Raw genomic sequence first — 13461 nt, forward strand, 5'->3', positions numbered from 1 at the left:
TTGGAACAGGATGTAGATGTTTCGTATCCATCTGACAAGTGCTATCAACTTAGAAGAAAGCTGCGCCAAGTTCGTGGAATTATGAGGTTGTAAGTATGAACAAGAAGACACGTGGGGAGGAGCTCACGGATATTTTCGAGACAGTGGAGTTCCCAGATGCGTACAAAGTCTCCTATCTCGCTAATGCAATTGTAATTCCGACCTACGAAGACGTGCGCCGCGATTTTGGATTGGTGCGTGCTGAATACCATCTGATTTGTGCTTGGCTCACTATCAGGAGCTTACTGCGCAAGACGTAGCACGCATGACCCGCCGACCCAGAAACTCGATTTCACGCGCTGTGCACCGCATGCAGAAAGAGGGCTTTTTAGAGCGTATTCCCGATCCAGACGATGGTCGTCAGGCAAAGCTGACTATCACCCCTGCCGGCCGCCAAATGCACGAGAAAATTTCGAAATACCTTGTGATGAGGGAGGCTGAGATGTTTGACATCCTCACGCATGGCGAGCGGGAGCATTTACGCGAGATATTGCGAAAATTGGCGCTGCATGCAGCAGGTTTGGCGCGGTAAATGGGAAATCGTACTCAGGCGGCATTTTCTTTCTGAAAATATCAACTTGTTGTAAGTCCCCAAGCATACACCAGTAGAATCTCCCAACTGAATTCGTCATTCGCCCCAAGAGCGGCTTCTAGTGATCTGTAAATTGACCGTCTGAGATTTGCTGCGCGCTCAACGAATGGCCGATCTTTGTGCTGCGTGGTGGTGCCTAGCCTGCTCTGATTGGTCCGGTTTGATTGTTAGTGCATAATCGGCCGCTGGTCTATTGGCACGATGGTTTCCGGGGCTGGAGGCCGGTATCCCAAGGCGCTGTGAGGGCGTTTTGTATTGTAGTGTTTGCGCCAGTTTTCGATGACGATCTGTGCTTCTCTCAGCGAGTAGAAGACCTCCCTGTTCAGCAGTTCATCTCTGAACCGGGCGTTGAAGCTCTCGACATAACCGTTCTCCCAAGGGCTGCCCGGCTCGATAAACGCTGTTCGCGCGCCTACTGCCTCGATCCAGCCCCGGACACCCGCGACATCCAGCGCGCGCATCGCGTGGTGGCGGGTTTGCAGGCGGGCACGATCTGGATCAACAACTACAACCTCACACCGGTTGAAATGCCCTTCGGCGGGGTGAAATCCTCCGGCATCGGGCGCGAAAATGGACTGGCGGCGATAGACCACTATACTCAGACAAAATCGGTCTTCGTCGAAATGGGAGATGTGGATGCGCCCTACTGAAGCCCCCGCATTCGATCCGGTCACCGGGTTCATCCATGGCCTGACGCCCGACGACATCCCGCCCGAGGCGATGCACATGGCCCGCCGCTGCCTGATGGACTCGCTGGCGGTCTGGGCGGGCGGCAGCCGCAGCGCACCGGCCCGCATCGCCTGCGATCATGCGGCGAAACGCTATCCGGGCGATTTGCCAATGCCGTTTGACGGGCGGCGCGTGAACCCCGTCGGGTTTGCGTTCGCGGGGGCCTGTAGCACCGATGCGCTGGACGGACACGACGGGCACCAACTTTGCAAGGGTCATGCCAGCGCCGCCTTGGTGCCGGTGCTGCTTGCCGAACTTGGCCCTGAGACTGACTGCACATTGGACCAAATGCTGGCGCACCTGATCGTCGGCGAGGAAATCGCGATCCGTGCCGGGTTGTCGCTGCATGACACCGCTGCCGATTATCATTCGTCGGGCGCGTGGAACGCCGTAGGTGCCGCCGCCATGGGTGCCCGGATGCGTGGGTTGAACGCTGAAATGACGCGCCATGCGCTCGGCATCGCCGAATACTACGCCCCCCGCGCACCGATGATGCGCTGCATCGACCACCCGTCGATGGTCAAGGACAGCACCTCCTGGGGTGCGCTGACCGCGGCATCGGCGCTCGATCTGGCCGAGGACGGGTTCACCGGCGCGCCCGCCTCGATCTGCAACGACGCACCGGAATACTGGCAGGACCTTGGGCAGCACTGGCGCATCCTTGAGACCAATTTCAAAGCCTATCCCGTCTGCCGCTGGGCCCACCCGCCGATTGAGGCAGCACTTGGCCTGATGCGGACGCATGAAATTGCGGTGGCCGAGATCGCCTCTGTCACCGTCTCGACCTTCGCTGCGGCCACCAGACTGGCGACCATGCGCCCCGCCGACGGCGATCAGGCGCAATACAGCCTGCCGCTTTGCCTAGCCGTGGCCATGCGCAAAGGCACGATCCTGCCCGCACACATTCTGCCGGAGACCTATGATACGCCAGAAGTCTGGGGCCTTGTCGACCGGATCACCCTGACTGAGGACCCGAAACTGACAGCAATATTTCCCGCGCAACGTCTCGCCACCGTGACTATCGACACAAGGGACGGACGCAGCCTTACCTCTGGCCCGACAGATGCGCGGGGCAACTTCGACGCGCCGCTTAGCGACGACGAATTACTCGCAAAATGCAAAGCCTACGTAGCGGACGTCCTGCCCGCAGACGCTGCCGTGACCTTAGCCGCACTTTTAAGTGGCCCGCATCCAACCCCAGCCCAATTGAAGGCCGCCCTCAACCGAAGGACCTGATCATGGCAAATGCTTTCAACCTCGACGATCTTGTGACCAATCTGCGCACCGCCGCCACTGGTGAAAATCCCCGCGTTACCGTCAAAGCGTTGCTGGAACAGGCCGTGGCCGACCCCGAAGCCATGCAGGCTGCAATGCCAGCTTTCGAAGAGAATGATGTGATCCTGCACGAGGATGAGACCGTCTCAATCTGGCATTGCCGGTTCATGCCCGGACATACCGTCCCGGCGCATGATCATCAGATGCTGGCAACAATTGGCGTCTACCGCGGGGCCGAGCGGAATGATTTCTACGAGGCTGATCCAGAGACGGGTGGCATCCGCAAAAGCAGCGAAGTTGTGCTGAGTGCCGGTAATGTCCTGCAAATCGGCCCCAGCGCGATCCACGCCGTCGGTTGCGCAAGTAAGACGCCCTGCATGGGCATCCATGTCTATCTGGGCGCGTTGACGCAAATCGACCGCTCGCTATTCGACACCGACAAGGGTGAAAAGCTGCCCTTTTCGGATGAGAACTATCAGCGGATGACTCGCTGATTGAACTGGCTCCCGGTGAGTTAGCAGCATGATGCAATCATTTGGCGAGGTTTTGAACGCTTGCAATCATTGGTCCTGATCCTATCAAATCCCTGAACGGCAGGTTCTTTCGCTGCAGGGCGGCAATGATTTTTTCGCTCGTGCCGCATTTTTTTACGCTGCGAGCGCGCGCAGCACATAACGACAATGACCGGGTCGGGCTCATTTGACACCTTCGCTGCCATCTGCTCCAATGACCGGTACGCTCGCAGACCCTTTCCATCAATATGAACTGGCGGCTGCCTGAGAAGCCTATCCACTGTCACTTTTTCTAATCCGCATGAGTGCATCGAAGTCGATTTCTTGCTTCTGTTTGTCACTTATATCCGGCCGGGTTTCCGATACCGGCTGGGGCCCTTGGACGTCCCACATCACCGCATGTGAGCCTGTACTCCAGCGATAAACCCAACCAACAATGCTGTTCCCATCGGTCCCGATCAGATTGGCGATCGCGACGCCTTCACCGTTATCATCGTTCACTGTTTACTGACTTCCTGCACTGTGGCGCTGCGAATTGCGGCGTGGGGTTGCAGAGCGTTCACTACGACCGCGCGCCGGGCTTCGTTGATGTTGGTTAACTGGTTCTAGATGAGGGAGTGTTCATCAGACCGGGAAAATGGGCTCCGGTTCTCTCAACAATTCATTGGCTTCAAATCCTGTGGTCGGGCTCCGTGGCGGCTTCGACAATCGACAGGACTTCATCTTTATCAAAGCCAATGACCCTCGCCAGAACTGTAAACTCCACGACGTCGATACGACGCTCGCCGCTTTCGAGACGTGCGACAAACGACTGGTGGCGTTTGAGCTTCGCCGCCAACTGCTGCTGGCTGAGACCCGCATTCTGACGTGCATCAACCAACGCACGGACGAGCGCCAACTGGCCATTTGTTCTGATTGTTTTTGCCACGCGTCACATACCTTTTGTGACGTCGCTAGCGGATGAAATCTGTTATCTAAAAAGTAGATATTTGAGGGTGTTATCGGCGTCTGGTTTCCATGGGCTGCAAGTCTGATGCTCCCGAAGCTGCCCATCAATCCCCTACCAATTGCAGAAATCGGCCGTAGTCCTCACTGACCTCCCTCGCTTCCTCGAACGCGCGGGCGCGTTCGCCGTCGAGGCACCGGAAGTAGCTCTGGATATCCTGAATGTAATCTTCGAAGTCCCCGCGGATGATATCCGCATAGTCCCGCGCGGCCTGCGAATCGCTTGGCAGGAAAGGACGGGATGGCGCAAAGCAGGATTCCGCCAAAACCGGCCCGGGAGCGCAGATCAGAAGGGCCACAGCTTGCAATGGGAGCAGGCATGTCAACCTTGGGTTTCTCAAACCTGTTATCTCCTTGATCGCAGACACTGGCCGTGACTAGTGTTTGCGTGACCAAACTACAGCTAAAGCACGATATTACATCTTGCGGTTGATAGTATACTATCGTAACTCTAGGCTTCAAGTAGGAATGCCCGGGTGTTGCGTTTTTGGAGAAAGCGTGAGCCGGGCCATGAACTGGGACATCGAAGCACCAAATGTGGTTACGGAAGCACGTTTCCGCGAACTCGTGGAAAGCGGCTATAGCGCTGAAATCCTGTGCCAGGAGTCGGCACATAAGAAAGGCCCCAGTTACTATGGGGTCTGGATCATGCGTGCCGTCTCTGACGAGGGCGTCGAGAAGCTCCTGGTCACGGCCCGCACGCGGACGACCTACAACGATATCAAGATCCGTGAGTTCAAGACGATCTCTGGCGTGGTGTCATTCTTTATTGGCCTTGGCTTTGCGCATGTCGACCTGCCCCTTGAGGCGGGTACAAGCCGTACGCACAAACTTGCGCCATCGGACAAGGGCACTCGTAACTAACCTCGTCTGTCTCTGGCTGGTCGCAGCACCTGCCTCCGCACAGATGGTCCTGGTCATGGATAGCGACGGCTCTCTAACCCCGTCCCGCTCCCAAAGCAGCTTTGCTCGAAACTACAATGACGGCATCGGTCAGGGTTCGGCCTCCGATGGGATCGCGATCTTCGGCGAGGTAGAGGCCGAGCAAGAGGCCGTCCAAGTCGCGGCCCTTGCCCGCCCGCCTCCCCTGCCCCGCGCCGATGTCCTCTCCGGGATTCAGACCACGGCCTTGCGCTATACCGGCCATCCCGGCCTGCGTCGCGCGGGGCTTTCCGTGACGGATTGGCTGGCTCTCTATCGAGCCAATATCGAGGTTGAGAGCGGCTACCGGCAGGATGCGATTTCAAGTGCAGGTGCCATTGGCCTTGGTCAATTGATGCCAGCGACGGCGCGTGATCTGGGCGTCGACCCGCGTGATCCGCTGCAGAACCTCGACGGCTCCGCCCGCTACCTCGCGATGATGCTGGAGACGTTCGGCGATCCGCGCCTGGCGCTGGCGGCCTACAACGCGGGGCCGGACGCCGTGCGCCAACACGGTGGCATTCCCCCTTACCGAGAAACCCAGAACCACGTGGCCCGCGTCATGGCTGTCGTGGCCCGATTGGAAGGATCAAATTCATGAAACAGATTTCAAACCTCTTTGTCGCCTCGCTGGCGCTATTCCTGCTCATTGCCGAGCCCGCCCTTGCACAGAGCATCGATCTCTCCCCGATCCAGAGCTTGTTGCAGGGCATTGTCGATGCGCTGACCGGACCTCTTGGTGTGGTCATCGCCACACTCGCGGTCCTCGGCGTTTTCTTGAGCTGGTTCTTCAACATCATCGACCTGCGCCAGGCGCTTTGGGTCCTCGTGGGCATCGCCGGTGTCGCGGCCGCCCCCACCATCGTTGCCGCGGTCTTTGCCGGTGGCTGAGCGCGCGCCTCTCTTTCTCGGCCTCGTGCGCCCGCCGAAGCTCCTGGGCCTGCCCATCATGTATGCGATGGTCTGGCTCTTCGGCTCGGTGCTTCTCTTCGTCTGGGTCCAGCATATCGCGGTGCTGGGTTTCGCCGCCCTGCTCTATCCGGTGCTGTGGAAGGCCGCGGATTGGGACCCGCGTTTCATAGATGTGATGATGACGGCCCTGCAGGAGACACCGCCCACGCGCAACAGGTCCATCCATGGCGGGGACAGCTATGCCCCGTGATGACGCCCGTGACGCTGCGCTCGATGCCCGCACAATGACGCCGGACTGGTATGCGCGCGAGACCCGCCTCGCGCATATGCTTCCCTATGTGAGCCTCGTTGACGACCAGACCGTGCGGACCCGGGTGAACGAGCTCTTCCGCTGCATCCGGCTCGAGGGGATCAACAGCTACACGACGGACGATGCCTATCTCGACAAGGTGACAGCGCTTTTTGCCCGCATCATCGCGCAGCTTGGGCCGGAATTCAGCTATTACGTCCACAAGGTCTCCAAGGCCATCAAACCGGAGCTGGACCCGATCCGTGAGGACAGCTTCGCGGGCGAGGTGGACCGGCGCTGGCGCGCGAAACTCGAGACCAGCGGGCTCCGCGACAAGACGCTGACGCTCACCGTCATTCACCGCCCGCCCCCGAAGAGCCTCCTGCCGCATCTCGGCCGCAGCGCGCCGGACCGGCTGAAGGAGGAGACGCGCAAACGCCTACAGCGCCTGGGCGAGGCCGTGAACGTCTTCCTGTCCGGCCTCACCGACCTCAAACCGCGGCTCCTATCAGCCGCATCGGGGGAATTGGTGGGGTTTTTGGGGGCGCTCAACACGGGCACCGAGCTGCCGCTTTATCCGGCAAACACCTATGGCTTTCTGTCCTTCAACGTCGCCAATACCCGCGTGACGTTTCAGGGCGACCATTTCGAGCTTTCCGAAGGCGTCGTAGGCCATCGCTACGGCAAGAGCTTCACCATCGGGGAATATTCTGAAGGCACCTCCTGCACCATGTTCGACATGCTGAACCTGCCAGTCGACATGATCGTCACGCAGTCCTTCACGCCGATCAATTCGAACCTCATGGCGGGCCGCATCAAGCGGCAAAAGCGGCAGATGCAGGCCAGCCAGGATGCGGCCCTTTCGCTGATGGAAGCCCTCGACATCGCCGCCGATGATCTTGAGGCCAAGCGCCAGAGCTTTGGCGAGCACCACATGGTCGTGACGCTCTTTTGCGACACGCTGGATGAGCTGCAGACGCTCAGCGCCGAGATCGTGAACGCCGCCGCGACCGAAGGCGTGAAGATGATCGGCGAGCGGGTCGCGGCCAAGGCGCATTACCTCAGCCAGCACCCCGGCAACCAGCCCAAGCGCGTCCGCGCCAGCGCCGTCACCAACCGCAACTTCGCGGATTTTGCGGCCTTCCACCGGACACAGCTCGGCAAACCTGCAGCACTTACCCCCTGGGGCCGGGTCGTGACATGTTTGCCCACGCCGGAGCAGAGCGCCTACCGGTTTTCCTATCACGAGCAAGGCTCGCCCGACAAAGAACCGACCAGCGGGCATACCCTGATCATGGGGCGGCCCGGGTCGGGCAAATCGGTGCTGTCGGCCTTCCTGATGACCCAGGCCCGTCGAGCAGGGGCGCGGATCTTCGTCTTCGATTACCGTCTCGGTATGGAGATGGCGGTCCGCGCCAATGGCGGGCGCTACGCGTCTTTGAAAGCCGGACAACCCACGGGCCTCAACCCGCTCTGGACCGAGACCGATGCCCGCGGCACCGCCTGGCTCTCGGACTGGCTTGCCACCCTGCTCTACCGAGCTGACAAGCCGCTGACACCGGCTCAGACCAACCGCATCCAGGAAGTCGTGCGCCAGAACGCGCAGGCCACAAACCCGGCCCTGCGGAACTGGCGGGATTTCGCATCGCTTTTTGTGTCCACCGATGATGGCGGCGATCTGCACCAGCGCCTGCTCGAGTGGACCGAAGACGGCCGCTATGGCTGGATCTTCGGGCAGAGCCTCGAGGACACGTTCTCGCTCAAGGGCGATGTGGTGGGCTTCGATCTGACCGGCATTCTCGACAGCGAGGCCGACAAGGAACGGATGGCGGTCCTGTCCTATCTTTTCCGCCGGGTCGAACGCGAGATCGAGGATCGCCGCCCCACCATCATCGTGATCGACGAGGCCTGGAAGGCCCTCGACAACGCGTATTTCGCCGAGCGGCTGTCGAACTGGCTGGTGACCGCGCGCAAGCAGAACACCGTCGCGGTGATGATGACGCAATACGCAAGCCAGCTCGAGCGCACCCGGACCGGCAAGACCATCATCGAGGCGGTGCCGACGCAGATCCTGCTGCCCAATATCCGCGCGCAGCCTGCGGATTACGCCATGCTGAACCTCACGGAGAAGGAGCTCGACGTCCTTCTCAACACGGGCAGCAACAGCCGTTTGGCGCTGATCCGCGACGATCAGGGCTCGATCGTGGTCGATGCCGATCTCAGTGCTCTTGGGCCCAATCTCACCATCCTCGGCGGCATGGAGAAAGGGCGAAGCGCTTGTCGGTGCCGATTACCGCGACCGCCCGGACTTCTGGAGGCTTTCATGATCCGTACCCTGTTTCTTATCACCGCGCTCGGCGCGCTGGCCTCCTGCACCCAGTACCGGGAGCCGCAGGCGAACTGCTTCACATTCCTCGCGTCAACGGCACCTGTCGCGCCTGATTGCACCTTCACGCCCCTTGGCGCACCGGAGGGCGACATTGAAGTCTAGCCTGCCTCATATCCTGGCCCTTTGCCTGCTGCCCGGCGCCGCCTTATCCCAAGGCGTGCCGACCAATGACAGTGGGCTGACCGCGCGTGACATCGTCGAGACCGGCGATCGCGAGGCCGACTTGGCCGTTCAGGCGGACAAGCTTGCAGTGCGCGAACTCATTGCCGAGATCGAACGGGAGCAGCTGGAAACCCTGCAACGCATCCTCGATGCCCAGACCAGCTTCGGCGGTCAAGGACTGCCGGCCATGGTCTCGGGGCTGGAGGGCGGCAGTGGCGATCCAGCCCGGTCAGTCGAAGCGGTCTATGGCAATGCCGACATCGACCCCAATCCCGGCGGTGCGCAGATGTTCGGGGACGCCGCCGAGAACATCGAGCAGCTCATCATCCGCGTGGCCCAGGAGACCAGCGGCTTTGCCGGTGTTGGCCGCGCAGGGCTCTCCCCCGTCCAATGGCGCGCATTGCTGCAAGCGCTGATCTGGCAGGAAAGCCGGTTCACGATTGGCGCCCGCTCACCCGTCGGCGCCTATGGTCTCACCCAGATCATGCCCGGCACCGCCAGCGATCTCGGCATCAACCCGGAATACTATGACAGCCCCTACCTGCAGGTGCATGGCGGCGCGCGCTATCTCGCGACCCAGCTCAACACCTTCGATGGCAATATCATCAACGCCCTTGCGGCCTATAACGCCGGACCCGGCCGGGTTTTCGAGTATGGCGGCGTGCCCCCCTTCCGAGAGACCCAGCACTACGTCCAGGTCATCCCGGAGCGCTACAATCTCTATCTGAGCCGTATCGGCGGGATCGATGCGCTTGGCACGATCGACCCGGCGCTTCTGGCCAATGCCAACCTCTCGCTCACGGGCATGGCGCAGCCTTTTATGGCAGCAACTCACCCGCCGCGATCAGGCAAGCCGCCCTGCGTATTGCGGATATCGTCGAACGGATTTCCGAGACCGAGGACGTGCAGGAGAGCGTCGCGCTCAACACCTATGCCCGCGCCGAACTCGTGCGTCTCGTGGCCGCCCGCATCCGGCTTCAGGCCGCCCGCACCCGCGTGCTCTCCGCCGAAGAGCTGGCCCAGGCCAGCGCCCGCATGGCCGAAGGCGCGTTCATGGATTTTACGATCAGGGAGATTGAATGATGAGACGGAAGTTTCTGAGAGCGGCCTTGGCCACAACGCTTGGAATTGGCCTGCATCTGGCAGCCCTCTCCCCTGCCGCAGCGCAAGGCGTGCCCGTCGTCGATACCCAGAACATCGCGCAAAACATCCAGCAGCTCCGGCAGATGATCGAGGACGAGATTCTGCAAAACGAGCAGCTGACGCAGCTCCGCGAACAGCTTGCCACACTCACGGACCAACTCGCGGAGCTGCAAAGAACCTACGAGGCTCTCACCCGCCTTGCCGAGCTTCCAGAAATCATCCGGACGGAAATGGAAGACGAGTTGAACGGTCTGCTCGACCAAGAGTTCGGGGACATCCTCGCCACGATTGAGGCGATCAAGACTGGGGATTTCTCGGGCCTCTCGGGCTCCGGCGCAGGCGAAATCGAAACCCAGATGGATCGGGTGCTGGCCGATCTCGGCTTTGACGATGACACCCTCTCGGAAATGGCCACGAGCGGCAATCCCGGGGCCAACCGCGTGGCAACGCAGGCCACCACCGGTGCCCTTGTCTCGGCGGCGGCCCAGAACAGCTATGAGGATGCCGGCCAATCGCTCGAGCGGGTCGACCGCCTTGTCGGGCTCATCGACGACATGGAAGAGCTCAAGCAAAGCGTCGATCTCAACACGCGCGTGACAGCTGAATTGGCCATCGCCCTCGTGGCAATGTGGCAGCTGGAAGCGATTCAAACGGTGGGCGATGGCACCGGCGGCGTGATCGATGCCGCCACCATCGCCGAAGAGCAGCGCTTCATGGATTTCACGCTACCGGACCTCCGGGCAGACTGATCGTGGGGGCATGACGGGTGGCGACTGAACAAGAAATCATCGAGGAAGAACTGGTCTACGGTGCCCTGCGCCGCGAACGGCTCTGGCAACGCCTTGGCCTGATGGGCCTTGTCTTCGGCATCATCGGCTGTCTGAGTGCCGCGGCTGTCTCGATCCTCGATGTCGACCCGCCCCCCGTCGTTGTCCCCTATGATCCCGCCACCGGCTTTGCACTCCCCGAAGCCTCGGTGGGTGCCTCCTCGGTGACCGCCAACCAGGCGATCATCGAGGCGGAGGTGTTCCGCTATGTGACCGACCGGGAGGTCTATAACCAGCTCGACAACGATCTGCGCATCCGCAGCGTCCTGCGCCGCTCGGACGGAGCTGCCGAGAGCGGGCTGCGCCAGATCTGGAACAGCGCCAACGAGAACTACCCGCCGACGGTCTATGGCCCCAATGCGCGGCTCGACGTGGAAATCCTCAGCATCAACCGGATCGGCACCAACCGCGCCACGGTGCGCCTGCGCAAGCGCCTGACCTCCATCAACGGCGTCCAGACCGGCCTCTTCACCGCCACGCTTCTCTTCGAGTTCCGCCCGGAGACCCGCCGCTCCATCGATGAGGTCTGGACCAATCCCTTCGGCTTCACCGTCCTCGAATATTCCATCCGCTCCGACAGATTGGAGAACTGACGTTGTTGTTTATAAGATCGCTTATTTTTGTCATTGCCCTGTTGCCCGGCCTCGCCTCTGCCGAAGCCATCCCGCGTGGCGGTCCCAACGACAGCCGGGTGCGCTGGCCACCTACCAGGAGGGTCAGGTCTACCGTCTCAGCGTGTCGCTCACCCATGTGACCACCATCGAGTTCGGCGAGGGCGAAAGCATCCGCTCAATCATCGCGGGCGACACCGAGGGCTTCGAGATCGACGGCGTCCCGGGCGGTCAGGCCTTCGCGATCAAGCCTGTGGCGCGCGGGGTGCATACCAATGTGACAGTCTATACGAACCGCCGGAGCTACTACTTCAACGTCCAGGAGGTCCGCAGCCCAACCTTCTACGTGGTGCAGTTCCGCTATCCGGAGGACGATGCGCGCCCGACCCGGGCCATCGCCGCCCAAGCGCCGAACTACAATTACGGCGCCAGCGCGCGGACCGAGTTCACGCCAACGCGCATCTGGGATGACGGGACGTTCACGTATTTCGCGTTTCCAAGAAACGCGCCTGTGCCCGCGATCTTCCGCTACGCGGGCGGCCGCGAGCGCACGGTCAACACGCAAACTCCTGAAGACGGCGTGATCCGCGTCAGCGGCGTAAACCGCCAATGGGTCCTGCGACTTGGCGAAGAGGTGGTCTGCATCGAGGCGATCCCGCCCGCGGAGGCCGCCTCATGAGCGATACCGAGAACACCGAGCTGGAAAGGCGCCTCGCCGCCCTTGAAAAAGGCAGTGCCCGCGCCCCCACAGCGGCGCAGCGCCGGTCGCCCTTTCTCGCGCTGATCGTGGTCCTCGTCATCGGCGCAGGTGGTGCCCTGCTCTATCTCCTCTCACAGCCCGACGAAGAGGAGGCCTTGCCGACGGCCACCCCGGACATCTTCCAAAACGAGGGGGATGGCTTTGGCGCTATCGAGACCTTGCCCCCGCCCGAGCCCGAAGTTGTGTTCGTCGGACCAGACCCCGTCGAGCCCAATGCCGAGCTTCTGGCGCAGATCACCGCCCTGCAGGCCCAGATCGAGGAGTTGCGCAACGCCTCTGAACCAGTTGTCGAGGAAGACACCGCCGCCGCAGAGGCGATCGACGCGCTGACCGCTCAGATCGCGGCGCTGCAAGCCGCCTCTGAAGCCGCACAGCAACGATTTCAGGACGAACTGACGGCGCGGGATCGCAGCCTTGAGCAACTCCGCATGGATCTGGAACTGGCCCAACTCGAGGCCAGCCGACCGCAACCCGCGCCAGTGGGCCCCACGGAAGATGAGCTGCGCGCGCGCGAAGAAGAGCGACTGCGCCGCGAGGAAGAAGCCCGGCGCATGGCCGAGCTGGAGCGCCGCGCCGCGGAGGAACGCGCCTTCCAGGAGCGGCGCATCGCCTCTCCCACCATCGCTTTTGGCGGTGCCTCCGGAGCGAATGAAACGGCTCTGACCGAACGCACTTTTGGCGAGGTGACGGATTTCGTGCTGAACGGGGCGCTGCCCTCTACCGTGACGCAGGCCGAGGTGATCGCCAATCCCTCCAACACCGTCATCCAGGGCACCATGATCCAGGCCGTCATGGAAACTGCCCTCGACAGCTCCCTGCCCGGCCAAACCCGTGCCGTGGTGTCCGAGGATGTCTACAGCGTCGATGGCGCGCGCCTCTTGATCCCCCGCGGATCCCGTCTCATCGGGCGCTACCGCGCTGGCGTCGATATCGCGCAGCGCCGCGTGACGATCGCCTGGGACCGGATCATCCTGCCCGCGGGCCAGACCGTCCAGATCAGCTCGTTCGGGGGCGATCAACTGGGCCGTTCCGGTGTCACAGGTTTCGTGGACACGCGCTTTGCCGAGCGTTTCGGGTCGGCCGCCCTGATCTCGCTGATCTCCGCAGCACCCAGTGCCGCCGCCTCCGAGGTTCAAGATGAGACTGCCGCCGACGCTCTCGAAGACGTTGGCGATGATCTGGCCGATGCCACGGACAGCGTCATAGGCGATTACCTCTCCATCGGCCCCGTCATCTATGTCGACCAGGGCGCGCGCGTCACTGTCATGGTCGACCGCGATCTGGAGATATTCTGA

General features: G+C 61.5%; 18 protein-coding genes and 2 pseudogenes. 16 read left to right on the forward strand and 4 right to left on the reverse strand.

Annotated elements, in window-relative coordinates; translation table 11 throughout:
• Positions 1-95 precede the first annotated feature (95 nt).
• Entirely contained in the window at positions 96-299 is a 204-nt protein-coding gene (locus tag ACMZ66_RS13405) for a hypothetical protein (RefSeq protein ID WP_416937734.1), read from the forward strand.
• A 5-nt stretch (positions 300-304) separates the two neighbouring features.
• Positions 305-571 carry a MarR family winged helix-turn-helix transcriptional regulator gene (locus ACMZ66_RS13410; RefSeq protein ID WP_416937735.1) on the forward strand — a complete coding sequence of 89 codons (267 nt, stop codon included), beginning with the start codon at positions 305-307 and terminating at the stop codon, positions 569-571.
• Positions 572-798: 227 nt separating this feature from the next.
• On the opposite strand, the pseudogene ACMZ66_RS13415 reads toward ACMZ66_RS13410, so the two are convergent.
• A pseudogene (locus ACMZ66_RS13415) lies at positions 799-1068 on the reverse strand (integrase core domain-containing protein); the annotation flags it as partial.
• Between the two features lie 30 nt (positions 1069-1098).
• On the opposite strand from ACMZ66_RS13415, the gene ACMZ66_RS13420 reads away from it, so the two are divergent.
• The 3 genes from ACMZ66_RS13420 to ACMZ66_RS13430 are packed head-to-tail and all read left to right on the forward strand — an operon-like array spanning position 1099 to position 3129.
• A complete protein-coding gene (locus ACMZ66_RS13420) occupies positions 1099-1281 on the forward strand; it encodes an aldehyde dehydrogenase family protein (protein WP_416937737.1) in 183 nt (60 codons plus the stop codon).
• Complete coding sequence (locus ACMZ66_RS13425) at positions 1268-2596, forward strand: MmgE/PrpD family protein (RefSeq protein WP_416937739.1); 1329 nt, start codon at positions 1268-1270, stop codon at positions 2594-2596. Before ACMZ66_RS13420 ends, ACMZ66_RS13425 begins: the two co-directional genes overlap by 14 nt.
• Before the next feature lie 2 nt (positions 2597-2598).
• On the forward strand, positions 2599-3129 hold the full coding sequence (locus tag ACMZ66_RS13430; RefSeq protein ID WP_416937740.1) for a hypothetical protein: 531 nt from the start codon (positions 2599-2601) through the stop codon (positions 3127-3129).
• Between the two features lie 291 nt (positions 3130-3420).
• Here ACMZ66_RS13430 and ACMZ66_RS13435 read toward each other — a convergent pair whose 3' ends face one another.
• Positions 3421-3648, reverse strand: a complete 228-nt coding sequence (locus ACMZ66_RS13435; RefSeq protein ID WP_416937742.1) for a hypothetical protein — start codon at positions 3646-3648, stop codon at positions 3421-3423.
• 169 nt (positions 3649-3817) lie between these two features.
• Positions 3818-4075 (reverse strand): helix-turn-helix domain-containing protein, encoded by a 258-nt coding sequence (locus ACMZ66_RS13440; RefSeq protein WP_028284972.1) that lies wholly within the window; start codon positions 4073-4075, stop codon positions 3818-3820.
• A gap of 575 nt (positions 4076-4650) precedes the next feature.
• Between ACMZ66_RS13440 and ACMZ66_RS13445 the strand changes: the two genes are divergently transcribed.
• From ACMZ66_RS13445 to ACMZ66_RS13465, 5 genes are read left to right on the forward strand one after another with little or no spacing between them, the layout of a single operon-like run.
• On the forward strand, positions 4651-5016 hold the full coding sequence (locus ACMZ66_RS13445) for a hypothetical protein (RefSeq protein ID WP_416937743.1): 366 nt from the start codon (positions 4651-4653) through the stop codon (positions 5014-5016).
• A 55-nt stretch (positions 5017-5071) separates the two neighbouring features.
• Positions 5072-5674, forward strand: coding sequence for a lytic transglycosylase domain-containing protein (locus tag ACMZ66_RS13450; RefSeq protein ID WP_416937745.1), 603 nt, complete (start codon positions 5072-5074; stop codon positions 5672-5674).
• The gene (locus ACMZ66_RS13455) at positions 5671-5964 is read left to right on the forward strand and encodes a TrbC/VirB2 family protein (RefSeq protein ID WP_009503803.1); all 294 of its coding nucleotides are present in this window, start codon (positions 5671-5673) and stop codon (positions 5962-5964) included. Before ACMZ66_RS13450 ends, ACMZ66_RS13455 begins: the two co-directional genes overlap by 4 nt.
• Entirely contained in the window at positions 5957-6235 is a 279-nt protein-coding gene (locus ACMZ66_RS13460) for a type IV secretion system protein VirB3 (protein WP_040104433.1), read from the forward strand. The genes ACMZ66_RS13455 and ACMZ66_RS13460 overlap by 8 nt, the downstream gene beginning before the upstream one ends.
• The gene (locus tag ACMZ66_RS13465; RefSeq protein WP_416937748.1) at positions 6225-8765 is read left to right on the forward strand and encodes a hypothetical protein; all 2541 of its coding nucleotides are present in this window, start codon (positions 6225-6227) and stop codon (positions 8763-8765) included. Before ACMZ66_RS13460 ends, ACMZ66_RS13465 begins: the two co-directional genes overlap by 11 nt.
• 43 nt (positions 8766-8808) lie before the next feature.
• Here the strand turns inward: ACMZ66_RS13465 and ACMZ66_RS13470 are convergent, their stop codons facing one another.
• Positions 8809-9000 carry a hypothetical protein gene (locus tag ACMZ66_RS13470; RefSeq protein WP_416937881.1) on the reverse strand — a complete coding sequence of 64 codons (192 nt, stop codon included), beginning with the start codon at positions 8998-9000 and terminating at the stop codon, positions 8809-8811.
• 111 nt (positions 9001-9111) lie between these two features.
• Between ACMZ66_RS13470 and ACMZ66_RS13475 the strand changes: the two are divergent.
• The 6 genes and pseudogenes from ACMZ66_RS13475 to ACMZ66_RS13500 form a co-directional block, all read left to right on the forward strand.
• Positions 9112-9492, forward strand: a pseudogene (locus ACMZ66_RS13475) (lytic transglycosylase domain-containing protein); the annotation flags it as partial.
• A 236-nt stretch (positions 9493-9728) separates the two neighbouring features.
• Positions 9729-9908, forward strand: coding sequence for a hypothetical protein (locus tag ACMZ66_RS13480; protein WP_416937883.1), 180 nt, complete (start codon positions 9729-9731; stop codon positions 9906-9908).
• A gap of 26 nt (positions 9909-9934) precedes the next feature.
• Positions 9935-10717 (forward strand): type IV secretion system protein, encoded by a 783-nt coding sequence (locus ACMZ66_RS13485; protein ID WP_416937750.1) that lies wholly within the window; start codon positions 9935-9937, stop codon positions 10715-10717.
• 17 nt (positions 10718-10734) lie between these two features.
• Complete coding sequence (locus ACMZ66_RS13490; protein ID WP_416937752.1) at positions 10735-11388, forward strand: virB8 family protein; 654 nt, start codon at positions 10735-10737, stop codon at positions 11386-11388.
• Positions 11315-12085: a TrbG/VirB9 family P-type conjugative transfer protein gene (locus ACMZ66_RS13495; RefSeq protein WP_416937753.1), complete on the forward strand. Its 771-nt coding sequence runs from the start codon at positions 11315-11317 to the stop codon at positions 12083-12085. The genes ACMZ66_RS13490 and ACMZ66_RS13495 overlap by 74 nt, the downstream gene beginning before the upstream one ends.
• Positions 12082-13461, forward strand: coding sequence for a TrbI/VirB10 family protein (locus tag ACMZ66_RS13500; RefSeq protein WP_416937755.1), 1380 nt, complete (start codon positions 12082-12084; stop codon positions 13459-13461). The genes ACMZ66_RS13495 and ACMZ66_RS13500 overlap by 4 nt, the downstream gene beginning before the upstream one ends.

The organism is Thalassospira sp., from assembly GCF_048059015.1.
Classification (GTDB): Bacteria; Pseudomonadota; Alphaproteobacteria; order Rhodospirillales; family Thalassospiraceae; genus Thalassospira.

Coding starts and splice junctions, on each gene's coding strand:
- ACMZ66_RS13495 (WP_416937753.1), top strand. CDS start 11,315: ATGAGGTCTGGACCAATCCCTTCGGCTTCACCGTCCTCGAATATTCCA.
- ACMZ66_RS13425 (WP_416937739.1), top strand. CDS start 1,268: ATGCGCCCTACTGAAGCCCCCGCATTCGATCCGGTCACCGGGTTCATC.
- ACMZ66_RS13465 (WP_416937748.1), top strand. CDS start 6,225: ATGCCCCGTGATGACGCCCGTGACGCTGCGCTCGATGCCCGCACAATG.
- ACMZ66_RS13430 (WP_416937740.1), top strand. CDS start 2,599: ATGGCAAATGCTTTCAACCTCGACGATCTTGTGACCAATCTGCGCACC.
- ACMZ66_RS13500 (WP_416937755.1), top strand. CDS start 12,082: ATGAGCGATACCGAGAACACCGAGCTGGAAAGGCGCCTCGCCGCCCTT.
- ACMZ66_RS13455 (WP_009503803.1), top strand. CDS start 5,671: ATGAAACAGATTTCAAACCTCTTTGTCGCCTCGCTGGCGCTATTCCTG.
- ACMZ66_RS13410 (WP_416937735.1), top strand. CDS start 305: ATGACCCGCCGACCCAGAAACTCGATTTCACGCGCTGTGCACCGCATG.
- ACMZ66_RS13450 (WP_416937745.1), top strand. CDS start 5,072: ATGGATAGCGACGGCTCTCTAACCCCGTCCCGCTCCCAAAGCAGCTTT.
- ACMZ66_RS13405 (WP_416937734.1), top strand. CDS start 96: ATGAACAAGAAGACACGTGGGGAGGAGCTCACGGATATTTTCGAGACA.